This window comes from Streptomyces sp. NPDC002573 (assembly GCF_042889625.1).
GTDB classification, from domain to species: Bacteria; Actinomycetota; Actinomycetes; order Streptomycetales; family Streptomycetaceae; genus Streptomyces; species Streptomyces gibsoniae.
Map to the genome: position 1 here is coordinate 85311 of NZ_JBIARC010000001.1, position 25467 is coordinate 110777.

General features: G+C 70.9%; 25 protein-coding genes. 10 read left to right on the plus strand and 15 right to left on the minus strand.

Going from position 1 to position 25467, the window contains the following annotated elements:
- Positions 1-21: 21 nt before the first annotated feature.
- From afsQ1 to ACFYX0_RS00430, 5 genes are all read left to right on the plus strand, one after another.
- Positions 22-699: a two-component system response regulator AfsQ1 gene (gene afsQ1 / locus ACFYX0_RS00410; RefSeq protein ID WP_388964745.1), complete on the plus strand. Its 678-nt coding sequence runs from the start codon at positions 22-24 to the stop codon at positions 697-699.
- On the plus strand, positions 696-2258 hold the full coding sequence (locus tag ACFYX0_RS00415) for a HAMP domain-containing sensor histidine kinase (protein WP_355921419.1): 1563 nt from the start codon (positions 696-698) through the stop codon (positions 2256-2258). The genes afsQ1 and ACFYX0_RS00415 overlap by 4 nt, the downstream gene beginning before the upstream one ends.
- The gene (locus tag ACFYX0_RS00420) at positions 2255-2869 is read left to right on the plus strand and encodes a hypothetical protein (RefSeq protein ID WP_388964748.1); all 615 of its coding nucleotides are present in this window, start codon (positions 2255-2257) and stop codon (positions 2867-2869) included. The genes ACFYX0_RS00415 and ACFYX0_RS00420 overlap by 4 nt, the downstream gene beginning before the upstream one ends.
- 94 nt (positions 2870-2963) lie before the next feature.
- Complete coding sequence (locus ACFYX0_RS00425; RefSeq protein WP_388964750.1) at positions 2964-3515, plus strand: VanZ family protein; 552 nt, start codon at positions 2964-2966, stop codon at positions 3513-3515.
- Positions 3516-3663: 148 nt separating this feature from the next.
- Positions 3664-3870, plus strand: a complete 207-nt coding sequence (locus ACFYX0_RS00430) for a PspC domain-containing protein (RefSeq protein ID WP_355921410.1) — start codon at positions 3664-3666, stop codon at positions 3868-3870.
- A 94-nt stretch (positions 3871-3964) separates the two neighbouring features.
- Here the strand turns inward: ACFYX0_RS00430 and ACFYX0_RS00435 are convergent, their stop codons facing one another.
- Both ACFYX0_RS00435 and ACFYX0_RS00440 read right to left on the minus strand, forming a co-directional pair.
- Positions 3965-4303: an ATP-binding protein gene (locus ACFYX0_RS00435; RefSeq protein WP_355921407.1), complete on the minus strand. Its 339-nt coding sequence runs from the start codon at positions 4301-4303 to the stop codon at positions 3965-3967.
- 131 nt (positions 4304-4434) lie between these two features.
- The gene (locus ACFYX0_RS00440; protein WP_388964753.1) at positions 4435-5589 is read right to left on the minus strand and encodes an adenosine deaminase; all 1155 of its coding nucleotides are present in this window, start codon (positions 5587-5589) and stop codon (positions 4435-4437) included.
- A 113-nt stretch (positions 5590-5702) separates the two neighbouring features.
- On the opposite strand from ACFYX0_RS00440, the gene ACFYX0_RS00445 reads away from it, so the two are divergent.
- Positions 5703-6464: an alpha/beta hydrolase gene (locus tag ACFYX0_RS00445; RefSeq protein WP_355921401.1), complete on the plus strand. Its 762-nt coding sequence runs from the start codon at positions 5703-5705 to the stop codon at positions 6462-6464.
- Positions 6465-6479: 15 nt separating this feature from the next.
- On the opposite strand, the gene ACFYX0_RS00450 is transcribed toward ACFYX0_RS00445, so the two are convergent.
- Entirely contained in the window at positions 6480-7442 is a 963-nt protein-coding gene (locus tag ACFYX0_RS00450; RefSeq protein ID WP_311698211.1) for a LysR substrate-binding domain-containing protein, read from the minus strand.
- A gap of 63 nt (positions 7443-7505) precedes the next feature.
- On the opposite strand from ACFYX0_RS00450, the gene ACFYX0_RS00455 reads away from it, so the two are divergent.
- The 3 genes from ACFYX0_RS00455 (at position 7506) to ACFYX0_RS00465 (ending at position 11170) form a co-directional block, all read left to right on the plus strand.
- Positions 7506-8780, plus strand: coding sequence for an MFS transporter (locus ACFYX0_RS00455; protein WP_388964756.1), 1275 nt, complete (start codon positions 7506-7508; stop codon positions 8778-8780).
- A 118-nt stretch (positions 8781-8898) separates the two neighbouring features.
- Positions 8899-10044, plus strand: coding sequence for a DNA polymerase III subunit beta (gene dnaN, locus ACFYX0_RS00460; protein ID WP_388964758.1), 1146 nt, complete (start codon positions 8899-8901; stop codon positions 10042-10044).
- Positions 10045-10153: 109 nt separating this feature from the next.
- On the plus strand, positions 10154-11170 hold the full coding sequence (locus ACFYX0_RS00465) for a sigma-70 family RNA polymerase sigma factor (RefSeq protein WP_388964761.1): 1017 nt from the start codon (positions 10154-10156) through the stop codon (positions 11168-11170).
- Here ACFYX0_RS00465 and ACFYX0_RS00470 read toward each other — a convergent pair.
- From ACFYX0_RS00470 to ACFYX0_RS00515, 10 genes are all read right to left on the minus strand, one after another.
- Positions 11063-11449, minus strand: coding sequence for an STAS domain-containing protein (locus ACFYX0_RS00470; RefSeq protein WP_388964764.1), 387 nt, complete (start codon positions 11447-11449; stop codon positions 11063-11065). The genes ACFYX0_RS00465 and ACFYX0_RS00470 overlap by 108 nt on opposite strands.
- A gap of 24 nt (positions 11450-11473) precedes the next feature.
- The gene (locus ACFYX0_RS00475; RefSeq protein WP_388964767.1) at positions 11474-12058 is read right to left on the minus strand and encodes a Uma2 family endonuclease; all 585 of its coding nucleotides are present in this window, start codon (positions 12056-12058) and stop codon (positions 11474-11476) included.
- A 98-nt stretch (positions 12059-12156) separates the two neighbouring features.
- Positions 12157-13440 carry a thymidine phosphorylase gene (locus ACFYX0_RS00480; RefSeq protein WP_311698216.1) on the minus strand — a complete coding sequence of 428 codons (1284 nt, stop codon included), beginning with the start codon at positions 13438-13440 and terminating at the stop codon, positions 12157-12159.
- 73 nt (positions 13441-13513) lie between these two features.
- A complete protein-coding gene (locus tag ACFYX0_RS00485; protein ID WP_355921384.1) occupies positions 13514-13915 on the minus strand; it encodes a cytidine deaminase in 402 nt (133 codons plus the stop codon).
- Positions 13912-15174, minus strand: a complete 1263-nt coding sequence (locus ACFYX0_RS00490) for an ABC transporter permease (RefSeq protein WP_355921381.1) — start codon at positions 15172-15174, stop codon at positions 13912-13914. The genes ACFYX0_RS00485 and ACFYX0_RS00490 overlap by 4 nt, the downstream gene beginning before the upstream one ends.
- Positions 15174-16298, minus strand: a complete 1125-nt coding sequence (locus ACFYX0_RS00495) for an ABC transporter permease (RefSeq protein WP_388964770.1) — start codon at positions 16296-16298, stop codon at positions 15174-15176. Before ACFYX0_RS00495 ends, ACFYX0_RS00490 begins: the two co-directional genes overlap by 1 nt.
- Positions 16295-17977: an ABC transporter ATP-binding protein gene (locus ACFYX0_RS00500; RefSeq protein WP_388965304.1), complete on the minus strand. Its 1683-nt coding sequence runs from the start codon at positions 17975-17977 to the stop codon at positions 16295-16297. The genes ACFYX0_RS00495 and ACFYX0_RS00500 overlap by 4 nt, the downstream gene beginning before the upstream one ends.
- A 212-nt stretch (positions 17978-18189) precedes the next feature.
- Positions 18190-19239 carry a BMP family protein gene (locus ACFYX0_RS00505; protein ID WP_388964773.1) on the minus strand — a complete coding sequence of 350 codons (1050 nt, stop codon included), beginning with the start codon at positions 19237-19239 and terminating at the stop codon, positions 18190-18192.
- Positions 19240-19594: 355 nt separating this feature from the next.
- Positions 19595-20629 carry a BMP family ABC transporter substrate-binding protein gene (locus tag ACFYX0_RS00510; RefSeq protein ID WP_355921372.1) on the minus strand — a complete coding sequence of 345 codons (1035 nt, stop codon included), beginning with the start codon at positions 20627-20629 and terminating at the stop codon, positions 19595-19597.
- A gap of 369 nt (positions 20630-20998) precedes the next feature.
- Positions 20999-22219, minus strand: a complete 1221-nt coding sequence (locus ACFYX0_RS00515; RefSeq protein ID WP_355921370.1) for an amidohydrolase — start codon at positions 22217-22219, stop codon at positions 20999-21001.
- 515 nt (positions 22220-22734) lie between these two features.
- On the opposite strand from ACFYX0_RS00515, the gene ACFYX0_RS00520 reads away from it, so the two are divergent.
- Positions 22735-23418, plus strand: a complete 684-nt coding sequence (locus ACFYX0_RS00520; protein ID WP_388964775.1) for a class I SAM-dependent DNA methyltransferase — start codon at positions 22735-22737, stop codon at positions 23416-23418.
- A gap of 200 nt (positions 23419-23618) precedes the next feature.
- Here the strand turns inward: ACFYX0_RS00520 and pstB are convergent, their stop codons facing one another.
- Together pstB and ACFYX0_RS00530 are read right to left on the minus strand one after the other, a co-directional pair.
- On the minus strand, positions 23619-24434 hold the full coding sequence (pstB, locus tag ACFYX0_RS00525; protein ID WP_388965307.1) for a phosphate ABC transporter ATP-binding protein PstB: 816 nt from the start codon (positions 24432-24434) through the stop codon (positions 23619-23621).
- Positions 24435-24505: 71 nt separating this feature from the next.
- Positions 24506-25414 (minus strand): sortase domain-bontaining protein, encoded by a 909-nt coding sequence (locus tag ACFYX0_RS00530; protein WP_311698224.1) that lies wholly within the window; start codon positions 25412-25414, stop codon positions 24506-24508.
- Between the last annotated feature and the right edge of the window lie 53 nt (positions 25415-25467).

The window sequence follows — 25467 nt, forward strand, 5'->3', positions numbered from 1 at the left end:
GCATGGGCCAGAATGGCCCCCGTGCCTTCCCTGTTGCTGATCGAGGACGACGACGCCATCCGAACGGCCCTGGAGCTCTCACTGACGCGCCAGGGACACCGTGTGGCCACCGCTGCCACCGGAGAGGACGGCCTGAAGCTGCTGCGTGAGCAGCGGCCGGACCTGATCGTGCTGGACGTCATGCTGCCCGGCATTGACGGTTTCGAGGTGTGCCGGCGCATCCGGCGCACCGACCAGCTGCCGATCATCCTGCTGACCGCGCGCAGCGACGACATCGACGTCGTGGTCGGGCTGGAGTCCGGCGCCGACGACTATGTCGTCAAGCCGGTGCAGGGCCGGGTCCTCGACGCCCGGATCCGGGCGGTGCTGCGGCGCGGCGAGCGGGAGTCCAGCGACTCGGCGACGTTCGGCAACGTCGTCATCGACCGGTCGGCGATGACGGTCACCAAGAACGGCGAGGATCTGCAACTCACCCCGACCGAGCTGCGGTTGCTGCTGGAGCTGAGCCGGCGGCCGGGACAGGCGCTGTCCCGGCAGCAGCTGTTGCGTCTGGTGTGGGAGCACGACTACCTGGGCGACTCGCGGCTCGTCGACGCGTGCGTCCAGCGCCTGCGCGCCAAGGTCGAGGACGTGCCGTCGTCCCCCACGCTGATCCGTACGGTCCGTGGTGTCGGCTACCGGCTGGACACCCCTCAGTGACCGATCCGCACAGGGGACTCCGCGGCTGGGCCGCGGCACGCAGGGCCGTACAGTCACGCCTGCGCTTCACCAGCCTCCGACTGCGCCTGGTCGTGGTCTTCGGTCTCGTCGCGCTGACCGCCGCGGTGTCGGCCTCCGCCATCGCGTACTGGCTCAACCGCGAGGCCGTGCTCACCCGCACCCAGGACGCGGTGCTGCGCGACTTCCAGCAGGAGATGCAGAACCGGGCGAGTTCGCTGCCGGTGCACCCCACCCGGGACCAGTTGCAGCACACCGCCGGACAGATGGCGAACAGCAGCCAGCGCTTCAGCGTGCTGCTGATCGCGCAGGACGAGCACGGCAAGACCGTGACCGGCAACTCCGACCTGGACACCTTCACGCTTCAGGACGTGCCCGCCTCGCTGCGCAAAGCCGTCGACAAGCAGCAGAAGTCGTCCGGCGGCAAGGACACCTACCACCTGTACTGGCAGCGGGTCATCGAGGACGACAAGCCGTATCTGGTGGGCGGCGCCAAGGTGATAGGCGGCGGCCCGACCGGCTACATGCTCAAGTCCCTGGAGCCGGAGGCGAAGGACCTCAACTCGCTGGCCTGGTCGCTCGGTATCGCCACCGGTCTGGCGCTGATCGGCTCGGCGCTGCTCGCGCAGGCCGCCGCCACGACCGTGCTGAAGCCGGTGCACCGCCTCGGCATCGCGGCCCGGCGCCTGGGAGAGGGCAAGCTGGACACCCGGCTGCGGGTGTCGGGGACCGACGAACTGGCCGAGCTGTCCCGGACGTTCAACCGTGCCGCCGAGTCCCTGGAGAAGACGGTCGCGGACATGAGCGCCCGTGAGGAGGCGTCCCGGCGCTTCGTCGCCGACATGTCGCACGAGCTGCGTACGCCGCTCACCGCGATCACGGCCGTCACCGAGGTCCTGGAGGAGGAGCTGGACGCGGAGTCGGGCGGTATCGATCCCATGATCGAGCCGGCCGTGCGGCTGGTGGTCAGCGAGACCCGGCGGCTGAACGACCTCGTCGAGAACCTGATGGAGGTCACCCGGTTCGACGCCGGTACGGCCCGGCTGGTCCTGGACTACGTGGACATCGCCGACCAGATCACCGCGTGCATCGACGCCCGCGCCTGGCTGGACGCCGTCGAGCTGGACGCCGAGCGCGGCCTCATGTCCCGTCTCGACCCGCGCCGGCTCGACGTGATCCTGGCGAACCTGATCGGCAACGCGCTCAAGCACGGCGGATCACCGGTCCGGGTGTCCGTGCGCGAGGAGGGCGAGGAGCTGGTCATCAGCGTGCGGGACCACGGTCCGGGCATCCCGGAGGACGTCCTGCCGCATGTCTTCGACCGCTTCTACAAGGCGAGCGCCTCGCGCCCGCGCTCCGAGGGCAGCGGTCTCGGCCTGTCCATCGCGATGGAGAACGCGCACATCCACGGCGGGGAGATCACCGCCGCCAACTCCCCCGAGGGCGGGGCGGTGTTCACGCTGCGGCTGCCGCGTGACGCGTCGCCGCTGGTCGAGGAGGAGCTGCGGAACGGCAACGGCACCAAGGGGAACGCCCGATGAGCATACGAGGCGGACGTCCCTGGATCGCCACCGCGCTGCTGGCCACGCTGCTGTCCGGCTGCGGCATCCGCGCCACCCAGGTGCCGACGGACTTCGGTCCCGCACCGTCCCGGATGCCCTGCGCACTGTCCGGCACGGACGCGTCGGCGCAGGCGGGCCGCGGCATTCCGGTCCAGGTGTTCCTGCTGTGCGCCGCGCAGCTGGTGACCGTGGACCGTTTCGTACGCATCCCGGACGGCACCGCGGAGGCGGAGCGCCGGGTGCTGGTCGCACAGGGGCTGCTCGACCAGCTCGCCGTGCAGCCGTCGCCCGCGGAGAGGCAGGCGGGGTACACGACGGACGTGACCGAGAGGATCAAGGTCAGCGGTCCGCGCGGCAAGGACCCGTCGGACACGTTCCGGCTGAGCGCCCGCCCCGAGGGCCTCTCCTCGTACGCTCTCGGCCAGATCGTCTGTACGTTCGCCGACTCGGAGGCGACCACCGCCGACGACGGCAGTGTCATGCTCGGCGGCCCGGACGCCCAGCCGCTGCGCCGCTACCAGTGCACGGCCGACGTGCGCTCCCGTCCCGGCTCCGTGGCACCGCCGTCGACGGGGGTCTCCGACGGGTGAGCCGTGGGGGCGCCGACGACGCCGGTGCCCCCCGGGTCGACGGCAAAAATGCGTCAGGGGAACCGATCCCGTACGGCGTGGCGTCTAGGGGGGCGTGCAGCGTCAAGGCTCAGACGGCGGCAGTGCCGTGTTCCGCATCCGTGTGGCTGGGGGTGTTCTCCTCGCCGCGCATCTGGCCCTTGTCGCCTGGCTCACGCTGCGCCCGCTGGACGTGCCCTGGGTGAGTCCCGCCAATCTGCATCCGCTGGCCGGCATCAGAGCCGATCTGGCGCTGGGCTGGCCCGAGGCCGCCCGCCGGATCGGCAGGGGGCTCGCGCTGCTCGCGCCGCTCGGGGTGCTGCTGCCGATGGCCGGCGGCCGGCTCTCCGGATCGCCGTTCGCCTCGATGGTGCGTACGGTCGCCACGGGCACCCTGATCTCGCTGGGCATCGAACTGGCGCAGACGGGCGTGCCCGGTCAGGTCGCCGACATCGACTCGATCCTGCTGAACACCGTCGGGGTGGCGCTGGCCCATGTGCTCGTCGTGCCCGCGGCCCGGGCCCGGCTCCGCCGCCGGGCCGAGTCACGGCGGCGGGCCGCCCACCCTCGGGAGGAGCCGGCTCAGGGGCGGACCCCGACGATTCCCAGGGTCGGGATGGCTCCCTAGAGTGAGGCTTCTCCCGCTTCGTCCTCGTAGCGTGGAACACGTCGGAACAACGTCGAGGTCATCGGACGAGCCGAGAACTTCACCTCCGACCGGACGTCCCGGCAGCCGCCGGGAGCCGCTTCCCGCCACGGTTCGCGAAGGAGCCACCATGACCGCCATTTCCCGCCCCACCCACGGACGGATGATCGGCGGAGTGTGCGCAGCGCTGGCACGGCGCTTCGGCACCTCCGCGACCACGATGCGGGTGATCTTCCTGCTGTCGTGTCTGCTGCCCGGCCCGCAGTTCCTGCTCTACATAGCCCTGTGGATCCTGTTCCCGTCGGAGGACAAAGCGGGCGCCCACACGGCCTGGTGACGAGAGGCGGTCCGGTCCGCCGGACGCGCATGACGCCGATGGGCGGCCCCCGGTACGAGGGGGCCGCCCATAGGCGTCACGGGGTGCGGTCGTGTCAGGCCAGCGGGATGCCGTTCAGCGGCAGGCCCTGCACGGGCAGCGGCTTGACGGGCAGCCCGCCGAGGAGTCCGCCGACCGGCACGACCGGTCCGCCGGTCACGGCCCGCTGCACGGCGGGCACGGCGGTGCCGAGGGCGCGCTGTCCCTGACCGAGCACCTCACCGGCGCCGGGCACGACCCCGGTGACGTGGTCCAGCGGCACCGCCTGGGTCGCGGTGTCCGGCACGGCGATGTCCGGCCCGGCCGGGGCCGCGCTCGCGACGCCCGCGCCCGCGGCGGCGAAGGCGGCACCGAGAGCGGCGACCCCGAGGGTTTTGGCAGCAGACTGCTTCATGATGAATGCGTCCTTGGATCCGGTGACGGGGGTATGAGCGGTCCCGAAACCGTAAGCACGTGAAACCGGGCTCCGCAAACGCCCCCGAACGCACGGATCCTTGCCGTCCGGCCGCCGGAAATCGGGTCCCGTCAGCCCTCGTTGACCGGGGAAGCGCTGGTGGAGGCGGTCTGCCGGAACAGCCATTCGGACTTCAACTCGGCATAACCCGGCTTGATGACGTCATTGATCATCGCCAGCCGTTCGTCGAAAGGAATGAATGCCGACTTCATGGCATTGACCGCGAACCACTGGAGATCGTCGAGCGTATAACCGAAAGCCTCGACCAGATGCTCGCATTCCCGGCTCATGCTGGTCCCCGACATCAGACGGTTGTCCGTGTTCACCGTGACACGGAAGTGCAGCCGTCGCAGCAGCCCGATGGGGTGGTCGGCGTAGGAGTCGGCGGCTCCGGTCTGAAGGTTGGAACTGGGGCACAGCTCCAGCGGGATGCGCTTGTCGCGTACGTACGAGGCGAGGCGTCCGAGCTGCACCGAGCCGTCCCCGAGGACCTCGATGTCGTCGATGATGCGCACTCCGTGCCCGAGCCGGTCGGCGCCGCACCACTGCAGCGCCTGCCAGATGGACGGCAGCCCGAAGGCCTCCCCTGCGTGGATGGTGAAGTGGTTGTTCTCCCGCTTCAGGTACTCGAAGGCGTCGAGGTGGCGGGTGGGCGGGTAGCCGGCCTCGGCGCCGGCGATGTCGAAGCCCACCACGCCCAGATCGCGGTAGCGGTTGGCCAGTTCGGCGATCTCCAGGGCGCGGGCCGCGTGGCGCATGGCGGTGAGCAGGGCGCCGACGCGGATGCGGTGGCCGTTCTCCTTGGCGCGCCGCTCGCCCTCCCGGAAGCCCTCGTTGACCGCCTCGACGACCTCCTCCAGGGTGAGCCCGCCCTCCAGGTGCTGCTCGGGGGCGTAGCGCACCTCGGCGTAGACGACCCCGTCCTCGGCGAGGTCCTCGGCGCACTCGGCGGCCACCCGCACCAGCGCGTCCCGGGTCTGCATCACGCCGACAGTGTGGGAGAAGGTCTCCAGGTACCGCGCCAGGGAACCGGAGTCGGCGGCCTCGCGGAACCAGATGCCGAGCTTGTCAGGGTCCGTCTCGGGCAGGTGTGAGTAGCCTGTCTCGCGGGCGAGTTCGACGACCGTGCCGGGGCGCAGACCGCCGTCGAGGTGATCGTGCAGCAGGACCTTGGGCGCCCGGCGGATCTGATCCCAGCTCGGGGTGTTCTGGTGCTGGCTCGTCATTTCCGCACCATACGCCCTACGCGCGTAGAGCATGCGGGAGCGCGAGACGTCGATACGCAACGGTGACCCGCAGGACGGGTCGCGTACACCGTCGCTTCTGACACTGTTCTGTCATGGCACACCAAGCGACGCCGGTTCGCAGAGCCCGGCTGGGGAGGGCGCTCGGCCCGGAGCCGACGACCGTGAGCGGCGCGGTGCTGCTGCTCCCGGGCTGCGACGAGACCTCGGCCCGCAGGCCGTCCGCCCTGCTCGCGACCGCCTCCGTCCACACGCTGGGGCGCCGGCTGGCCCGGGCCGGGTACGGCGAGGGTCTGATCACGCACGTGGTGCACTACCGCTACCGCGGGTGGAACGGCAGCGAGGCGCACCCGGCGCAGGACGCCGCATGGGCCGCCGACGAGATCGTACGACGCCATGGGGATGTGCCGGTGTGTCTCGTCGGCGTGGGCATGGGAGGCCGTGCGGCGCTGCACGCGGCGGGGCACTCGGCGGTCGTCTCCGCGCTCGCGATGTCGCCCTGGCTGCCCGAGGAGGACATGGCCGCGTCGCCCGAACCGGTGAAGCAACTCGTGGGCCGGCGCGTGCTGATCGTCCACGGCACGAACGACGAGCGCACGGACCCGGAGCTGTCCTTCCGGCTGGCGGCACGCTCGAAGAAGGCCAACCGTGACATCTGCCGCTTCGAAGTGCACACGGACGGGCACGGGTTGCGTCAGTACCGCTCGGAAGTGCACGCACTCGCCGAGGACTTCGTGATGGGCACGCTGTTCGGGCGGCACTTCTCCCGCCCGGTGGAGGACGCCCTCGCGGCTCCCCCGCCCATCGGGTTGCGGATGCCGCTCGCGGCCGGGTTCGGGCGGTCGTTGCGCAAGTGAGGGCGGTGGCCCCGCTCAGTCGGGCAGCAGCCGTCCCCTCCTGGACAGCAGGAACTTCTTGAAGGCCGCCACCGGTGGCGTGTCGACATGCCCCTCCAGCCATGCGACACCGATCTCCCGCACCGCCCGGGGCGCCGTGACCGTGAGCTCGACGACGCCCGGCCGCGGCACCGTCGGCGGCGGCAGCAGCGCGACGCCCAGCCCCGCCGCGACCAGACCCCGCAGGGTCTCGGCCTCCTCGCCCTCGAAGGCGACCCGCGGCTTGAACCCGGCCTCGCGGCACACGTCGTCGGTTATGCGGCGCAGGCCGTAGCCCGGTTCCAGGGTCACGAAGGTCTCGTCCGCGGCCTCCGCGAGACGGATGCGCCGGCGGCCCGCGAGCCGGTGGTCGGCCGGCACGACGAGCCGCAGCTTCTGCTCGTCGAGGCGGCGCGCGACCAGATCGGGCGCGTCGGGCACCGGCGAGGTCAGACACAGGTCCAGCTCCCCGGCGCGCAGCTTCTCCAGCATCGCCTCGCCGTAGTTCTGCACCAGGCTGAAGCGCACCCGCGGATGGTCGGCGCGGAAGGCGTGGAGCAGACCGGGGACGGTCTCGGCGCCCATCGTGTGCAGAAAGCCGAAGGCGACCTTGCCGGTGGCCGGGTCGGCGTCCGCGCGCACCTCCTCGGCGGCCCGTTCGATCTCCGCGAGAGCCCGCTCGACCGACGCGAGGAAGGTCCGCCCGGCGGGGGTGAGGGCGACCGTGCGACCGCGCCGGGCGAACAGTTCGACGCCCAGGTCCTTCTCGAGGCGTACGAGGGCGCGGGACAGGGTGGACTGGGGGACCTGCATCTCCTGCGCGGCCCGCGTCACATGCTCGGTCCGGGCGACACCCGCGAAGTGCGCCAGGCGCGGCGCCAACAGCGCGACAATGTCTTCTGTGTCACTTGTGTCACTGGACGGTGACAGGCGTCCGGCTGACCTCTGCTGATGCACCATGGGATCGATTATCGCGTTTCTGTGCATTGGACGGATGAATCGTCGCGTCCGTACGGTCGAGACATGCCTGCCGCCGATACCGGGGCGTCCACCACCATCGTGGGCGCCGACACCGTGACAGCCCCCACCGACACCACCCGGCTGACCCCGGGCGGCCCCGGCTATCGCCGGATGAGCCTCGCCCTCTTCCTCGCCGGCGTCGCGACCTTCGCTCTCCTCTACTCCACGCAGGCCCTGCTGCCGCTCGTCTCCCGCGACTTCGGCGCGACGGCGAGCGCGGCGAGCTGGACGGTGTCGTGCGCCACCGGCGGACTGGCGCTGTTCGTCATCCCCATGAGCGCGCTCTCCGAGCGGTTCGGACGGCGCACGCTGATGACGGCGTCGCTGGCCGTCGCGACGGCGGTGGGACTGCTGGTCCCGTTCGCCCCGTCGCTCGGCGTGCTCGTCGCGCTGCGCGCGGTCCAGGGCGCGGCGCTGGCCGGACTGCCCGCGTCGGCGACCGCGTACCTCGCCGAGGAGGTCACGCCCAAGGCGCTGATCACGGCGATCGGCCTGTTCGTGGCCGGCAACAGCGTCGGCGGGATGAGCGGCCGGGTCATCACCGGCTGGGTCGCGCAGGAGTGGGGCTGGCGGGTCTCCGTCGGCACGATCGGAGTGATCTCGGTGGCCTGCGCGGTGGCCTTCCGGCTGCTGCTGCCGGAGCCGAGGCACTTCACATCGGGTTCGCTGCGGCCGCGGGTGCTGGCCCGCACGGTCCGCGACCACCTGGCCAACCCGCTGCTTCGCCGGCTCTACGCGATCGGCGCGCTGTTCATGACGGTGTTCGGCGGTGTCTACACCGTGATCGGCTACCGCCTGACGGAGCAGCCGTTCGGGCTGCCGCAGGGCATCATCGGCTCGATCTTCCTGGTGTATCTCGTGGGCACGGTGTCGGCGTCGACGGCCGGCCGTCTGGTGAGCCGGCTGGGCCGCCGCGGGGCGCTCTATCTGGCGGCCGGCACCACGACGGCGGGCCTGCTGCTGTCCCTGGCCTCCACCCTCCTGCTGGTCCTGCTGGGCCTGGTCCTGATCACGGCGGGCTTCTTCGCGGGCCACGCGGTGGCGTCGTCGGCGGTCAGCCACACGGCACAGCGGGGCCGCGCACAGGCGTCGGCGCTGTATCAGTCGACGTACTACCTCGGCTCCAGCACCGGCAGCACGGTCGGCGCGATGGCGTTCCACTCGGCCGGCTGGTCCGGGACGGTGGGCATGGGCGTGCTGGCGGTCCTCGGCGTCGTGACGATCACGGTGTTCGGGTCCCGCGCGGCCCGCGCCGAACGACGGCTCGCCGCGGCCTGAGTCCGGGCCCGGCCCCGATGCGGAGCCGGGCTCGTTCCGCGTTCCCCCTGGTCGGCGCCGATTGTCAGCGGCCGCGTATAGCGTCCGCGGTCAACTGGGCCGAGCAGGGGGTTTGTTCATGGAGTTCCGGATCGACCGCAGGGACCTCGCCGAGGCCGTGGCGTGGGCGGGCCGGGTGCTGCCCGCGCGGACGCCGGTGCCGGTGCTGGGCGGGCTGCTGCTGGAGGCGACGGCGGGGCGGCTGACCGTGTCGGGGTTCGACTTCGAGACGGCCGCACGCATCGAGACCGAGGCGGAGACGGCGGCGGACGGGCAGGTGCTCGTCCTGGGCCGCCGGCTGCTGGACATCTGCCGGGTGCTGCCGGAGGGTCCGGTGAGCTGCGTGCTGGAGGGGACGCGGTTCACGGTCGAGGCGGGCGGTACGCGCTTCGGGCTGTCGACGCTGCCGCGCGAGGAGTACCCGCCGCTGCCGGTGTCCCCCGAGCCGTACGGAAGCGTGGACGCCGCCGCCTTCGCGACCGCCGTGGGGCAGGTCGCCGTGGCCGCGGGCCGCGACGACACCCTTCCCGCACTCACCGGTGTGCAACTGCGTCTGGACGGCGACACGATGACGCTGTCCTCGTCCGACCGGTACCGGTATGCCGTACGACGACTGGGGTGGCAGCCGGAGGCCGTGGCGTCCGGCGGCACGGCGGAGGCGCTGCTGTCCGCCCGCCGGCTGCTCGACGTCGCGCGGTCGCCGACCCGGTCCGGGCGGGTGCGGATCGGTCTGGCCCCGTCGGGCGGGGGGCTGATCGGCTTCGAGGACGGCGGCATGCGGACGGCGGTTCGGCTGCTGGACGGCCGGCTGCCGGGGTACGGGTCGCTGTTCGCCATGGCGGGGGCGGCGGTCGCCGAGGTGGAGTGCGGGGCGCTGGCGGAAGCGGTGCGACGGGTCGCGGTGGTGGCGGAGGCGAACAGTCCGGTGCGGCTGGACTTCACGGCCGGCGGATCCGTGCTGCTGAGGGCCGGATACGGGGACGACGTCGCCGCGCAGCAGCTGCCGGCCGGGCTGCACGGGGCCGCCGGGATGTCCGTGGCCTTCAACCCGGCGTATCTGCTGGACGCGCTGGCCTCCTTCGAGTCGCCGCGGGTGCGGATGGAGCTGCTGGGGCCGGGACAGCGGGCGCTGCTCACGGGGGTGACGGCCGAGGGCTCCGCCGTCGCGGAGGGGGCGGAGCCGGACCACCGCCATCTGCTCATGTCCGTCAAGCAGCTCGTCTGAGCTGGGGCTTCGCGCACTCCGGGGGCCGTTGTCAGTGGGCTGGGGTAGCTTCCGAAGGGCTGGGGCGCAAAGGTGCGCCACAGGTAAGGCCACGTGGGGTGGGTGGACCATGAGTGAGAGTACGGCGCCGGTTGACGAACTCGACGACCTCGACATCCGGCTGGAGAAGCACCGGACCGAGCTGACGGGGTACTGCTATCGCATGCTCGGCTCGTCCTTCGAGGCCGAGGACGCGGTGCAGGACACGATGGTCCGCGCCTGGCGGAGCTACGAGAAGTTCGAGGGCCGCTCCTCGCTCCGCTCCTGGCTGTACCGGATCGCGACGAACGTCTGCCTGGACATGCTGAGCGCCGGCAACCGGCGTGCCCGCCCGATGGACCTGACCGAGTCCACGCCCCTCGCCCAGGCCGCCCTCTCCCCGCGCCCGGACAGCACGTGGCTGGAGCCGATGCCCGACGCGCGCGTCCTGCCGACGACCGGTGACCCGGCGGAGGCGGCGGTCGCCAAGGAGTCGGTCCGGCTGGCCTTCATGGCGGCTCTTCAGCAACTGCCCGCCAAGCAGCGCGCGGTGCTCATCCTGCGCGAGGTGCTGGCCTGGCGGGCGAGCGAGGTGGCCGAGCTGCTCGACACCTCGGTCGCCTCGGTCAACAGCGCGTTGCAGCGGGCGCGGGCGACGCTGGCGGAGCGCGCGGGCGAGGGCGCGGACGCCGCCGTCTCGGACCCCCTGGACGCGGAGCAGCAGCAGCTCCTGGAGCGCTATGTGGCGGCCTTCGAGGGGTACGACATGGCGGCGCTGACGGCCCTGCTGCACGAGGACGCGGTGATGACGATGCCGCCGTTCGACCTGTGGCTGCGCGGCACGCGGGACATCACCGGTTTCATGACCACGCTCGGCTCCGCCTGCGCGGGCTCCCGCCTGGTGCCGGTCGCGGTCAACGGCCTGCCGGGCTTCGCCCAGTACAAGCCGGACCCGGACACGGGCGCCTTCACGGCCTGGGCGGTCCAGGTCCTGGAGATATCAGAGGGCAGGATCACCGGGTTCCACTGCTTCCTCGACACCAAGCGCTGGTTCCCCCTGTTCGGCCTGCCCCTCCAGCTCGATGGGGAGGCCGGCGAGGTCGAGTAGCGCGCGCAGGGCGGGGGCCGGGTGGCGCAACCGGATGCGTCCGCCGGCCCGGCGGGCGGCAAGCTGGAGGCGGGCGAGCGCGTCGACGGTCGCGAGCGCCGGTGGGCCCGTCCGGGACGCGTCGCACACCACGACCTCGGCCACGCCGGACACCAGCAGCGCCCGCACGTCCTCGCACAGCGCCGCCACCTCGTCCCGGCCGAGGGAGACGGGCAGATGCAGCACTGCCGGTGTTGTCGCGTCCACGTTCGGTAGACGGCAGCGGCACGCGGAAGTCATCGGCGGACGGGCGCGGCGGCGTGACTAGTCGGCAGGGAAAAGGCTCGTGTCGAGAGTGAGGTCGAAGGGAGCCGGCAGCGTGATGGTGTCGCCGAACTTGACGGCGGACAGAACCTGGTAGACGTCGCCCTTGGGCTCGCCGTAGAGCGTCACCGTGGGAACGCCGGGGGCCCAGCGGTCGACGAGAAGGTAGAGCGGGATGCCCGCGGTCGCGTTCGCGGCGGGCTTGCTGACGCGGTCGTGGCGAGCGTTGGACCTGGAGGTCACCTCGATGACGAGTTCGGCCAGGGCGGCCGGGATGTGGGTGTCCGTCTCCACGTGCTCCTGTACCGGCGCCACCACAAGGTCCGGGACGAGCATGCCCAAGCGCGACGGCACGGCAATCGCCAGTGTCTGGAAGACCTCCCACTCGTCAGGGATCACGGAGAGCAGGCGGCGATGGATTCGCGCGGCGATGACGTTGTGGCTGTACGAGGGAGCGGGTGACACGGTGACGACCCCTTCGATGATCTCCACCTTGCTGCCCTCGGGCCATTCCACCTCCTCCCAGAACTGGACGAGGTCGTCCCAGCTCTGCTCGGGGTCCTGGCTCACGGTGAGTGCGCTCATGGCGGTGTCTCCCTATCGGTGCGTCACCGATGCCAGCATGCCGAACGGGACCGGTGCAGGTCCACCGGTCCCGTTCACCCGAACGATGAAAGTCCAGGTCAGGCGATACGTTCCAGCACCACCGGCGAGGCGGTGAAGGGCGTGTCCGGGGTCGCCACGTCGTAGGCGCCCTCGAGCGACTGCAGGGCGTATTCGAAGCGCTCGGGGGTGTCCGTGTGCAGGGTCAGCAGCGGCTGGCCGGCCGTCACGGTGTCGCCCGGCTTGGCGTGCATCTCGATGCCCGCCGCGGCCTGCACCGGGTCCTCCTTGCGGGCGCGGCCCGCGCCGAGGCGCCAGGCGGCGACACCGATGCCGTAGGCGTCGAGCCGGGTCAGGACGCCCGACGACGGGGCCTTCACCACGTGCTGTTCCTTCGACGTCGGCAGCGTCGCGTCCGGGTCGCCGCCCTGGGCCGCGATCATCCGGCGCCAGACGTCCATGGCCGAGCCGTCGGCCAGCGCCTTCGCCGGGTCCGCGTCCTTCACGCCCGCCGCGTCCAGCATCTCGCGCGCCAGGGCGATCGTCAGCTCCACCACGTCCGCCGGACCGCCGCCCGCCAGGACCTCGACCGACTCACGGACCTCCAGCGCGTTGCCCGCCGTCAGGCCCAGCGGCGTGGACATGTCGGTGAGCAGCGCCACCGTCTTCACACCGTGGTCCGTGCCGAGGCCGACCATCGTGGAGGCCAGCTCGCGGGCGTCCTCGATCGTCTTCATGAAGGCACCCGAGCCGACCTTGACGTCCAGGACCAGCGAGCCCGTGCCCTCCGCGATCTTCTTCGACATGATCGAGGAGGCGATCAGCGGGATCGCCTCGACCGTGCCGGTGACGTCGCGCAGCGCGTAGAGCTTCTTGTCGGCCGGGGCCAGACCGTCGCCCGCCGCGCAGATCACCGCGCCCGTCGTGTCGAGGACGTGCAGCATCTCCTCGTTCGACAGCAGGGCACGCCAGCCGGGGATCGACTCCAGCTTGTCCAGGGTGCCGCCGGTGTGGCCGAGGCCGCGGCCGGACAGCTGCGGGACGGCCGCGCCGCAGGCGGCGACGAGCGGCGCCAGGGGGAGGGTGATCTTGTCGCCGACGCCACCGGTCGAGTGCTTGTCGGCCGTCGGACGGGACAGCGACGAGAAGTCCATGCGCTCGCCGGAGGCGATCATCGCGGCGGTCCAGCGGGCGATCTCACGGCGGTTCATGCCGTTGAGCAGGATGGCCATCGCGAGTGCGGACATCTGCTCGTCGGCGACCTCGCCCCGCGTGTACGCGTCGATGACCCAGTCGATCTGCTCATCGCTCAGCTCACCGCGGTCCCGCTTGGTGCGGATGACGGAGATGGCGTCCATGGCCATGGTTTCCTTCCGAAGGTCCGAAGGTGTGCGGCCCCCTGAGCCGGGGGTTCCGACTCGGGGGGCCGCACGGGAGTTACTTGGTGAGATGGTCCGGGCCGAACGCCTGGGGAAGCATCTCCGACAGCGGCAGGATGCCCGCCGGGGTCTCCAGGAGCAGATCCGGGCCGCCGAACTCGTACAACAGCTGGCGGCAGCGGCCGCACGGCACGAGGATGTCGCCCTTGCCGTCGACGCACGTGAAGTGCGTCAGCCGGCCGCCCCCGGTGTTCTGCAACTGGGAGACGAGTCCGCACTCCGCGCACAGGCCGAGGCCGTAGGAGGCGTTCTCGACATTACAGCCGGTGACGACACGTCCGTCGTCGACCAGCGCCGCTACACCGACCGGGTAGCCCGAGTAGGGGGCGTACGCGCGGGCCATCGCCGTGCGCGCCTGCTCCCGCAGGGCTTCCCAGTCGACCGTGGCGGGTTGGGTCACTTGCCTTGTCCCTTCCGGTACGGCATACCGTCCGCCTTCGGCATCCGCAGGCTCTGCGCGGACAGCGACAGGACCAGCAGGGTGACGATGTACGGGGTCGCGGTCACGAGCTGCGCGGGGACGTCGCTCGTGGTGGAGTACCAGACGAAGAGCAGCGCCGCGGCCACGGCGGTGATGACCGCGGGGACGTACCGCTTCCGCCAGGCGAGGTAGGCGGCGCCCACCACGACCAGGATGCCCAGCAGCAGGATCAGGGCGTGCACGTTGGTGGTGCCGCCGCGCAGGTTCAGGCTGTCGGTGTAACCGAACAGACCCGCACCGAGGGCGAGGCCGCCCGGCATCCAGTTACCGAAGATCATCGCGGCGAGACCGATGTAGCCGCGGCCGGCGGTCTGGCCGTCCAGGTACACGTTGGACGCCACGATCGACAGGAACGCGCCGCCGAGGCCCGCGAAGCCACCGGAGATGATCACGGCGATGTACTTGTACTTGTACACGTTGACGCCGAGGGACTCCGCCGCCACCGGGTTCTCACCGCAGGAGCGCAGCCGCAGACCGAAGGCCGTGCGCCACAGCACCCACCAGGTGAAGGGGACCAGGGCCACCGCGATCACGGTGAGCGGGGACAGGTCGGTGACCAGACCGCCGATCAGGCCCGCGATGTCGGAGACCAGGAACCAGTGCTTCTGGTTGAGCGTGTCCAGAGCGCTGGACAGGCCCGGGATGTCGAACGTGCCGAGCGAGTCGATCGGCGGGGACTGCTTGGAGGAGCCCTGGGGCGCGTTCTCGAAGGTGAACTTCGAGAGGTAGCGGGTGGTGCCGAGGGCCAGGATGTTGATCGCCACACCGGAGACGATGTGGTTCACGTTGAAGGTGACGGTGGCGATGGCGTGCAGGAGGGCACCGAGCGCACCGCCGATGATGCCGAAGAGGACACCGACCCACGGGCCCCACTGGTAGCCGGCCCAGGCACCGAACCAGGTGCCGAGGATCATCATGCCCTCGAGGCCGATGTTGACGACGCCGGAGCGCTCGGCCCACAGGCCGCCGAGGCCCGCGAGACCGATCGGGACGGCCAGGCGCAGTGCCGTGGACATCTGGCCGGTCGAGGTGATGCCGTCCGCGCCCGTGATCAGGCGGACGACGGAGGTGAGGACCAGTACACCGGCGACGATCAGCAGGAGTACCGGGAGTGACATTCGGCGGCTGCCCTTGCCGGGCTGCTGCGCCTTCGGCTTGGCGACGGTCGCGGTGGTCATCAGGCAGCCACCTCCTTCTTGTGCGAGTTGTTGAGGGCCTGGGCGGCCAGCTCCGCGCCGACCCGCTTCTGCTGGCGGCGCAGGCCCCACTGGCGTACGGCCTCGTACGAGATGACGACCGCGAAGACGATCAGGCCCTGCATGATCGTGGCGATCTCCTTCTCGTACGCCACCGGGGTCGCGTAGTCGAGGGCGGGGGACGCCTTGTCCAGGAAGGCGATCAGCAGGGCGGCGACGGCGATGCCGGCCGGGTTGTTGCGGCCGAGGAGGGCGATGGTGATGCCGGTGAAGCCGAGGCCCGTCGGGAAGCTCAGGCTGTAGGTGTGGGCGTCGCCGAGCAGCAGCGGCAGGCCGGACAGGCCCGCGACCGCGCCGGAGATCAGCATCGCGGTGAGGACCATCCGCTTGGCGTCGACACCGGAGGCCGCGGCGGCGGTCTCGGAGGCACCGGTGGCGCGCAGGTCGAAGCCGAAGCGGGTGCGGTTGAGGACCAGCCAGTACAGGACGCCCGCGATGACCGCGAGGAAGACCAGGCCGTAGATCTCGCCGACGTCGGAGCCCATGTTGATGCCCGGGAACCAGCCGGACTTCTTCATGATGCCGGTCGTCATGTTGTTGCCGACCTGCACGCCCCACATGTTGGAGAGGGTGAGGTAGCCGATGACGCTGGTGGCGATGGCGTTGAGCATGATCGTCGCGACGACCTCGCTCACACCCCGGGTGGTCTTCAGCAGGCCCGCGATACCGGACCAGAAGGCGCCGGTGAACATGGCGACCAGCATGAGCACCGGGATCTGCAGGAAGGACGGCAGCGCGAGGTGCGCGCCGACGACGGCGGTCATCATCGCGGCCAGGCGGTACTGGCCGTCGACGCCGATGTTGAACAGGTTCATGCGGAAGCCGATGGCCACCGCGAGCGCCGCCAGGTAGTACATCGACGCCTGGTTGAGGATGAGCACTTGGACGTCGGAGTACGCCGCCTGCTCGATCATCAGCCGGTACGGCTCGAACGGGCTCTTGCCCGAGGCGATCAGCACGACCGAGGTGAGCAGGATCGCCGAGACGAGCGCGATGACCGGGCCGGCCACCGCGAGGAGCACCCGCTCCTTGTCGAACTTCTTCATCGGGCGTCGTCCTCCGGGCCGGCGTCTGCGTCGCCTTCAGTGGCGTTGTCTACGTGTTCCAGGTGACCGGACGCGGCACCCGTCATGGCCGAGCCCAGTTCCTCCGGAGTGATGGTCGCGGGGTCGGCGTCGGCGACCAGCCGGCCGTTGTAGATCACCCGCAGGGTGTCGGAGAGGCCGATCAGCTCGTCCAGGTCGGCGGAGATCAGCAGCACGGCCAGACCCTCGTGGCGGGCCGCGCGGATGTGGTCCCAGATCGCGGCCTGCGCGCCGACGTCCACGCCGCGGGTGGGGTGGGCGGCGATCAGGAACTTCGGCGCGTGGCTCATCTCGCGGCCGACGATCAGCTTCTGCTGGTTGCCGCCGGAGAGGGAGGCGGCGGTGACGTCGATGCCGGGCGTGCGGACGTCGTACTCCTTGACGATCCGCCGGGTGTCCTCCTGTGCGCCCTTGGGGTCGAGCCAGAAGCCCTTGGCGTTGGGGCGCTCGGTGACGTGGCCGAGGATGCGGTTCTCCCACAGGGGGGCTTCGAGGAGAAGGCCGTGGCGGTGCCGGTCCTCTGGGATGTAGCCGACGCCCTGCTCGCGGCGCTTGCGGGTGGGCCAGCCGGTGATGTCGTCGCCGAGGAAGGCGATGGAACCGGAGTCGGCGTTCTTGAGGCCGATCAGCGCCTCGATCAGCTCGGTCTGGCCGTTGCCCTCGACACCGGCGATGCCCATGACCTCGCCGGCGTGGATGGTGAAGGTGATGTCGTCGAGGACGCGGCGGACACCCGCGGCGCTCTCGGCCGTCGTCTCGGTGAGCAGGCCGGTGGAGGCGGGCTCGGCGAGCTCGCCGAGCGAGGGGCCGCCGCCCGCGCGGATGGTGAGGCCCTTGACCTCGATCACCGGCCGGTCCGTCACGGTCGACTCGGCGGTCTCCGGGGTGGGCAGCTCGCTGCCGACCATCAGCTCGGCGAGCTGGCGGGGGGTCGTCTCGGAGGGCACGGCGGTTCCGACCGTCGTGCCGCGCCGTATGACGGTGATGTCGTCGGCGACCGACAGGACCTCGCCCAGCTTGTGGGAGATGAAGATGACGGACAGGCCCTCGGACTTCAGCTCGCGCAGGTTGTCGAAGAGTGCGTCGACCTCCTGCGGCACGAGCACGGCGGTCGGCTCGTCGAGGATGAGGGTCTTGGCGCCGCGGTAGAGGACCTTGAGGATCTCGACGCGCTGGCGGTCGGCGACACCGAGGTCCTCGACCAGGACGTCGGGGCGTACGCCGAGGCCGTAGCGCTCGGAGATCTCCTTGATCTTCTTACGGGCGCCGCCGCCGATGCCGTACAGCTTCTCGCTGCCGAGGACCACGTTCTCCAGGACCGTGAGGTTGTCGGCGAGCATGAAGTGCTGGTGGACCATGCCGATGCCGCGCGCGATGGCGTCACCGGGGCTGTTGAAGGCCACCTGCTCGCCGTCGACGGTGATCGTGCCCTCGTCCGGCTTCTGCATGCCGTAGAGGATCTTCATCAGCGTCGACTTGCCGGCACCGTTCTCACCGACGAGGGCATGCACGGTGCCCTTGCGGACGGACAGGTGGATGTCGTGGTTGGCGACGACACCGGGGAATCGTTTGGTGATCCCCGCCAGCTCGACCGCGGTGGTGGACGGTGCGGTGAGCGGAGGGCTGCTGGACGCGTCGATGGCGCACTCTCCTTGGGAAAGGGGCCATCTACGCGCGTAGCGCCCCTGCTTTAAATAGTGCTCGGACCTGATCACTTTCGATCCGTTCCGAGCATTCTGCCGCGCGAACGGGGCGCGAGTCGGTCATCCTCCCCGCGCCCCGTTTCGTGACCGTAACGCTGCCACTACAGCGTCTTTTTAGCCATGCTTCCGGGCCGGCCGCGATCCTCGGGTCAGGAGGTCTTGACCTTGATCGAGCCGTCCTTGATGCCCTGCTCGGCCTTCTTCAGGGCGGCCTGCAGCTTGGCGTTGTTCTTGAAGACGGGGTTGGAGTCGGCGAGGCCGACGCCGGCGTTGGAGAGGCTGCCACGGATGTCGCCGGTCAGCGGCTTCTTGTCCTGGATGACCGACTTGGCGAGGTCGAAGACCGCACCCTCGACGTTCTTGAGGGCCGAGGTCAGGATGTAGTCCTTGTACTTGGCCAGGGCGGTCTGGTTGTACTGGTCGGAGTCGACACCGATGGCCCAGACCTTGTGCGCGGCGGCCGCCTTGATGACGCCCTGCCCGGACAGGCCGGCGGCGGCGTAGACCACGTCGGCACCGGAGCCGATCTGGCCCTCGGCGGCGGCCTCGCCCTTGTCGGGGCTGGAGAAGCCACCCTCCTGGGCGGTCTGGGTCAGGTACTGGGCCTTGACCGTGATGCCCTTCTTGGTGTCCTTGACGCCCTGCTCGAAGCCCGCTTCGAACTTGTGGATGAGCGGGACGTCCACGCCGCCGATGAAGCCCACGGTGTTGGACTTGGTGGTCAGGGCGGCGGTGACACCGGCCAGGTACGAGGACTGCTCCTCGTGGAAGACCATGTCGGCGACGTTCTTCGCCTGGATCTCGTTGTCGTCGATGATCCCGAAGGTGATGTTCGGGAACTTCGCGGCGGCCTCCTTGACGGCGGGCGCGTAGGCGAAGCCGACGCCGATCACCGGGTTGTAGCCCGACTTGGCCAGCGTCTCCAGGCGCTGCAACTTGTCCGCGTCCGACTCGCCGTCCTGCGGCTCGATGTCCCGGCCTGTGGCGCCGAACTGCTTGTTGGCCTTCTCGAAACCGGCGTACGCGGCGTCGTTGAAGGACTGGTCGCCCTTGCCGCCGACGTCGTACGCGAGACCAATACCCTTGGACTGGCCCTTCCCGCCGGCGGACTCACTGGACGAGCTGCCACAGGCGGAAACGGTGACAGCGAGGGCTGCGGTCGCAACCCCGGCTACGGCGATACGGGACACCCGGCGCATGGAACGTGACTCCTTTGTGCAAGCGCCCATACCAGGCGCTGGTTCCGCGGCAGCGTAACGCGCGTAGACCAGACGGAAAACCCCTTCTGTCCGGTCCGTTATCGAGATGTGGCCACGGTCTCAGGGACAGGTTACGGAGAGCGCCGGGACCCTTGCGTGAGGCGAGGAAACCGGTGTGGGCGGGGCCACAGAGCCCTCCGGGGCTGAGGTCGACCCCTGTGGCGCAGGGGGTGTTTTCCGGCCACTGATGCCAGCGTGGCCAGTGTGCCTCAGGGGGGCAGACGCACGGAACCCACCCCGTACGCGGGGTGGGTTCCGGTGTCCGGGCGTCAGGCCGTCGGCCTGGTCGCCGGCGTCACTGCGTGGCGACGGTGACCTTGCCGTCGATGATGTCCTGCTTGGCCTTCTCGACCGCCGCGACGACGTCCTTCATGGCCTGGTACTTCGGGTTGGAGTCCGCGAAGCCGACACCGCCCGACTTGAGGTCACCGCGCTGCTCGCCGTTCAGCGGCTTGCCGTCGACGACCGACTTGGTCAGGTCGTAGACCGCGCCACCGACGTTCTTCAGGGCCGAGCCGAGGATGTAGTCCTTGTACTTGGCCAGCGCGCTCTGCTGGTACTGGTCGGAGTCGACGCCGATCGCCCACACCTTGTGCGCGGCGGCGGCCTGGATCACGCCCTGGCCCGACAGGCCCGCCGCCTGGTAGAGCACGTCTGCGCCCGCCTCGATCTGTCCGTTCGCCGCGTCCTTGCCCTTGTCGGGGCTGGCGAAGCCGCCCTCCTGGGGCGTCTGGGTCAGATACTGCGACTCGATCTTGATCTTCGGGTTGATCGACTGGGCGCCCTGGACGAAGCCCGCCTTGAACTTGTGGATCAGCGGGATGTCCACGCCGCCGATGAACCCGATGTGGTTCTTCTTGGTGGCCTTCGCGGCGGCGACACCGGCCAGGTACGAGGACTGCTCCTCGTGGAAGACCATGTCGGCGACGTTGCTCGCCTTGTCCGTGTCGTCGTCGATGATGCCGAAGGTGATCTTCGGGTACTTGGCCGCGACCTCCTTGACGGCGGGCCCGTAGACGAAGCCGACGCCGATGATCGGGTTGTAGCCGGCCTTCGCGAGCTGCTCCAGACGCTGCACCTTGTCAGCGTCGGTCTCGTTGTCGCTCGGCTCGACGTCCCGGCCGCCGATCTTCAACTCCTTCTCGGCCTTCTGGAAACCGGCGAACGCGGCGTCGTTGAAGGACTGGTCGCCCTTGCCGCCGATGTCGTAGGCCAGGCCTATGCCCTTGCCCGAGTAGCCGGACGAGTTCTTGCCACCCGAGGTGCCGGTGGACTCGCTGCTGGACTTGCCGCAACCGGCGGCGGCGAGGGCGATGACCGCGACGGCCACCGCAGCTTGGGAGAACCTCGTCCTCCGAGAGATCAGACGCACAGCAAAGCACCCCTTCATCCCCACGGCACCGTCACCGGTCCGTTTCCCCAATGCGCCGCCACCGCAGCGATTTCGGCGCACAGTAACGCGCGTAGAAGGGGAGGGGAACGGGGTTTCTCGTGGCCGTTATCGATTCGTGCCGACATCCGGGCGCGTTTCGGCGCCGCCCGTTACGGGCGGGTCACGCAGGCGGGCAAAAGGGACGAAGAAGGGGGTGAAGGGGACGGCTGCTCTCGGCCATCAGGGAGGACGGGGAGGAGGAGGACGCGGCCCACGGCGAGCGAGCTGGGCGCCCCCGCGCTCTCATGGGGGCGCCCAGTGCTGCGTCTAGCGCTCCGCGTCCAGCAGTGCCGCCGCCGTGAACAGTTCCACCCCGACCGTGATCGCGTGCTCGTCCACGTCGAAGTCGCCCTGGTGGAGGTCACGGACGGTGCGCTCGCCCGGCCGGCGGACGCCGAGGCGGGCCATGGCGCCGGGTACATGCTCCAGATACCAGGAGAAGTCCTCGCCGCCGAGGCTCTGCTGGGTGTCCTCGACGGAGTGGACACCGCGACGCGCGGCCATGGCGTCGTGCAGGAGTTCGGTGACCGTCATGTCGTTGACGACCGGCGGCACTCCGCGCACGTAGTTGATCTCGGACTTGGCCTTGTAGAGGTTCGCGATCTCGTCGATCGCCGCATGGACGACGTCGGGCGCGTGCCGCCAGGTGTCGAGATCCAGGCAGCGCACGGTCCCGGCCAGCTCGGCGTGTTGCGGGATGACGTTGCACGCGTGCCCGGACTCGATGCGTCCCCAGGTGACCGAGAGCCCGCTGCGCGCGTCGACGCGGCGCGCGACCAGGCCCGGCACGTCCGCCGCGACCCGCGCGACGGCCGTGACCAGGTCGGTGGTCAGGTGCGGGCGCGCGGTGTGGCCGCCCGCGCCTGCGAGCGTGACCTCCAGCCGGTCGCACGCGGAGGTGATGGGGCCGTGGCGCAGCCCGATGCGGCCCGCGTCGACCTTCGGGTCGCAGTGCACGGCGATGATCCGTCCGACCCCGTCGAGCGCACCGGCGGCGATCACGTCGGTGGCGCCGCCCGGGAGGACCTCCTCGGCGGGCTGGAAGATCAGCCGGACCGGCCGCGGCAGCCCGCCCTCGCGGTGCAGCTCGGCCAGGACGAGTCCCGCCCCGAGCACGACCGTGGTGTGCACGTCGTGTCCGCAGGCGTGGGCGCGGTCGGGCACGGTGGAGCGGTAGGCGCAGTCGGTCTTGGTGTCGGGGATCGGGAGCGCGTCGATGTCGCCGCGCAGCGCGAGGATCGGACGTACGCCGTCCGGCTCGCCGATGTCACAGATGAGCCCGGTGCCGGCGGGAAGCACACGTGGCGCGAGTCCCGCCTGCTCAAGGCGGGACTTGATCGCGGCGGTCGTGCGGAACTCCTGGTTGCCCAGTTCCGGGTGCATGTGCAGGTCGCGGCGGAAGGCCACGAGTTCGGCACGCAGCAACTCGGGCAGGGCGCCGGGGAGCAGGCTGTCCCCGGGGTGATCGGCCTCGGACTCTCGGGACATCAATTGGTTCACCCTTTGAAGGGTAGGGCGATCGGGCGGTCGTTCTCCCCACGATCAACAAAACTTCATACCGTCAGGGGAAGAAAAACGGGCCGCGCGTCGCATAGCCGACGGTGACGATGGGTAAACTCGCCCGTCTTTCCGGACGATGGGATCCTTGGGGAGGCCGTGAGCGGGTCCGCCGGGGTGACCGCGGAGCCGTCCGGCGCCGCCGACGGCGCCCGGTGATCCCTGCCCGGGACCGCTCCTGTGTCCGAGCGTCCCGCCGGGGCAACGCTCGAAGAGCCCGATCCGTTCCCCTCCGCCAGGGGTGTCACGTCGGCCTCTCCTCTCCGGTGACCGCGGCACTCCGCCGGGCCTCCGTCTTCTCCGGGTACCCCGCCGCGCCGCCGTCTCCCGCCCCGCTCTCTCTTCCGCCGGGCTTCGCGAAGGCCTCCCCCTCCCCCGGTGACAAGCGGATGAACCCTGGGAAGCAGCCCCCGGCGCGCCCGCGCCAGTGGGTAGCGTCCGTGAACGTGAACGCCGAGGAACCGGATTTCCTGCGCACCGCCCGGGCGTCGTACGACGCCATGGCCCCCGACTACGCCGCCCACGTGCCCGACGGCCTGCTGACCCGGCCCCTGGACCGGGCCCTGGTGACCGCCTTCGCGGACCTCGTACGGGACAACGGCCCCGCGCCCGTCGCCGACCTCGGCTGCGGACTGGGGCATGTCACGGCGCGGTTGGACGCCCTCGGCGTCCCCGTGTTCGGCGTCGATCTGTCACCGCGCATGGTGTCCCTGGCCCGCCGCGCCCACCCGGGGCTGCGGTTCCATGTGGGCACGGTGACGGCCCTTGATCTGCCGCCGGAGACGCTGGGCGGCATCGCCGCGCTCGACGTGGTCGGCCATGTGCCGACCGGGCATCTGTCGACGGTGTTCACCGAGTTCCAGCGGATCCTGGTGCCCGGCGGCCAGGTACTGCTGGGATTCCGGGCGGGCACGGACGACCGCACCCGCCTCACCGAGCGCTTCGGGCACGGCATCGAACTGGACCACTACTGGCATGCCCCGGAGACGATCACCGGGCAGCTCGCCGAGGCCGGTCTGCTCGTCCACGCGCGGACGCTGCTCGACCCGGACGAGGACGATAAGCGGGACCGGGTGTTCCTGCTGGTACGCAAGCCGTCGGCCGGCCGGCCGCAGCGGTCCGGCGCGTAGTCGGCGGTCCGGCGCGTAGCCCACGGACCGCCGGATAGCCCACGGACCGCCGCGTAGTCCGACGGTCCGGCGCGTAGTCGGCAGTCCGCCGCATAGTCCACGGACCGCCGGATAGTCCGACGGTCCGCCGCGCAGTCCGACGGTCCGCCGGTCCGAGGGCCCGAGGGTCCGCCGAACCCCCCGCCCGCCCCGCCCGCCCGTCAGCCGAAGCGCCCCGCCACGTAGTCCGCCGTCCGCTGGTCCTCCGGGGTGCCGAAGATCTTGTCGGTCGGGCCGTGCTCGACGATGCCGCCGGGGGTGCCCTGCTCGGCGAGGAAGAAGGCGCACTGGTCGGAGACGCGGGCCGCCTGCTGCATGTTGTGGGTGACGATCACGACCGTCACCTGGCCGACCAGTTCCTGGATCGTCTCCTCCACGCGGCGGGTGGAGGTGGGGTCGAGCGCCGAGCACGGCTCGTCCATGAGCAGCACCTGGGGCCGTACGGCCAGGGCGCGGGCGATGCACAGACGCTGCTGCTGGCCACCGGAGAGCGCGCCGCCGGGCTGGCGCAGGCGGTCCCTGACCTCCTTCCACAGACCGGCGCGGGTCAGGGACTCCTCGACCAGCTCGTCCTTGGTGCGGCGGCCGACGCGGGTGCCGGTCAGGCGCAGGCCCGCCACCACGTTGTCGTAGATCGACATGGCGGGGAACGGGTTGGGCTTCTGGAAGACCATGCCGATCCGGCGCCGGGCGTCGGTCAGCCGTCGCTCGGGGGCGTAGATGTCCTCGCCCTCGAAGAGCACCTCGCCCGCGAACGCCGCGGCGGGGATCAGCTCGTGCATGCGGTTGAGCGTGCGCAGGAAGGTGGACTTGCCGCAGCCGGAGGGACCGATCAGGGCCGTGACCCGGCCGGCGGGCATGGTCAGCGACACCCGGCTCAGCACCTGGTGGTTGCCGAACCAGGCGGACACCGCCCGGGCTTCGAGGGTCGCGGGGGCAGGGGCCGCGGGGGAGGGAGCCGCGGGTACGGGCGGCAGGACGGCGGTCTCGGTCAGGGTGTCGGTCACGTCGGGTACCTCGGTTCGTGGCGGGCCGGCCGGTGCGGCGGTCACAGCAGGTTGGGCAGCAGTTCGGTGGTGTGCGTGGCGACCTGGAGGCCCAGCACCGCGACGACGGGGGCGAAGACGATCCATGTCTGGTGGCGGCCCCAGCGGTGCCAGGCCCACACGGCGGCGACGGATGCGAGCAGCAGCGCCTGAAGCCACATCACCAGCGGCCACGGCACCCCGGAGGGGCCGGCCAGCGGTTCCTCGGCGGCCGGCAGGGTGCCGGAGCGGATCACGGCCGCCGGGGTCTGGAAGGGCGCGGAGACCAGATCGGCGTCCACGCGCAGGACGCCGCTGGGCATGTACTTCGGGCCGGTGGCCGTGACCAGCACCAGCCGGCCCTTGCCCGAGGCCACGGGGGCGGGCGCCGGATCGCCGGCCCGGCGTACGCCGAGCACCTGGTAGGTCGCCTTGCCCTGGCCGGTGACCACCGTGAACCTGGTGCCTTCGCTCAGCCCGGCCAGCCCTCCGAACGGGCCGCCGTACGCCGCCGCCCGGCCCATCAGCACGCTGGTGCCCGCCTGTCCGGGCATGGGGGTGTCCCGGCGGTGCCCGGGGCCGTCGGTCAGGACCGTGGAGTCGGTGCCCTCGAGGACGACCTGGCTCATGCCCAGGGCGGGGATGTCGATGAGCGCGACCGGGGTGCCGGGCGCCAGCAGTTGGCCCGTCTGGTCGGTCTGGGCCACCGGTGCGGTGCCCAGGGCCAGTTGGCTGCGCAGCTCGTCGAACGCGGCGTGCTGCGCGGAGTGTTCCTGGATCCCGCTGACCAGCAGCACCTGGACGGTGATGCCGAGCAGCAGGGCGGCGAGGCTGAGCAGCCCGCCGCGGGCGAGGTGACGGACGGCGGTGACGCTGCGAACGCGCGTCCGGAGCGCGGCCGGTGCGAGCGTGGTCGGTACGGCGACGGTCACGGCGGCCCGCCTCCTTCGCTGGTCGTGGGGTGGTTTCGGGTTTCGGGTACGGC

Bases quoted from the DNA above. Each gene is read 5' to 3' on its own strand.
- ACFYX0_RS00495 (WP_388964770.1), bottom strand. From the start codon at position 16,298: ATGAAGAAGTTCGACAAGGAGCGGGTGCTCCTCGCGGTGGCCGGCCCG.
- ACFYX0_RS00450 (WP_311698211.1), bottom strand. From the start codon at position 7,442: ATGGTGCATCAGCAGAGGTCAGCCGGACGCCTGTCACCGTCCAGTGAC.
- ACFYX0_RS00445 (WP_355921401.1), top strand. From the start codon at position 5,703: ATGGCACACCAAGCGACGCCGGTTCGCAGAGCCCGGCTGGGGAGGGCG.
- ACFYX0_RS00515 (WP_355921370.1), bottom strand. From the start codon at position 22,219: ATGTCCCGAGAGTCCGAGGCCGATCACCCCGGGGACAGCCTGCTCCCC.
- ACFYX0_RS00505 (WP_388964773.1), bottom strand. From the start codon at position 19,239: ATGCGCCGGGTGTCCCGTATCGCCGTAGCCGGGGTTGCGACCGCAGCC.
- ACFYX0_RS00475 (WP_388964767.1), bottom strand. From the start codon at position 12,058: ATGAGCGCACTCACCGTGAGCCAGGACCCCGAGCAGAGCTGGGACGAC.
- ACFYX0_RS00480 (WP_311698216.1), bottom strand. From the start codon at position 13,440: ATGGCCATGGACGCCATCTCCGTCATCCGCACCAAGCGGGACCGCGGT.
- dnaN (WP_388964758.1), top strand. From the start codon at position 8,899: ATGGAGTTCCGGATCGACCGCAGGGACCTCGCCGAGGCCGTGGCGTGG.
- ACFYX0_RS00435 (WP_355921407.1), bottom strand. From the start codon at position 4,303: ATGAAGCAGTCTGCTGCCAAAACCCTCGGGGTCGCCGCTCTCGGTGCC.
- ACFYX0_RS00455 (WP_388964756.1), top strand. From the start codon at position 7,506: ATGCCTGCCGCCGATACCGGGGCGTCCACCACCATCGTGGGCGCCGAC.
- ACFYX0_RS00470 (WP_388964764.1), bottom strand. From the start codon at position 11,449: ATGACTTCCGCGTGCCGCTGCCGTCTACCGAACGTGGACGCGACAACA.
- ACFYX0_RS00465 (WP_388964761.1), top strand. From the start codon at position 10,154: ATGAGTGAGAGTACGGCGCCGGTTGACGAACTCGACGACCTCGACATC.
- ACFYX0_RS00490 (WP_355921381.1), bottom strand. From the start codon at position 15,174: ATGACCACCGCGACCGTCGCCAAGCCGAAGGCGCAGCAGCCCGGCAAG.
- ACFYX0_RS00420 (WP_388964748.1), top strand. From the start codon at position 2,255: ATGAGCATACGAGGCGGACGTCCCTGGATCGCCACCGCGCTGCTGGCC.
- ACFYX0_RS00440 (WP_388964753.1), bottom strand. From the start codon at position 5,589: ATGACGAGCCAGCACCAGAACACCCCGAGCTGGGATCAGATCCGCCGG.
- ACFYX0_RS00430 (WP_355921410.1), top strand. From the start codon at position 3,664: ATGACCGCCATTTCCCGCCCCACCCACGGACGGATGATCGGCGGAGTG.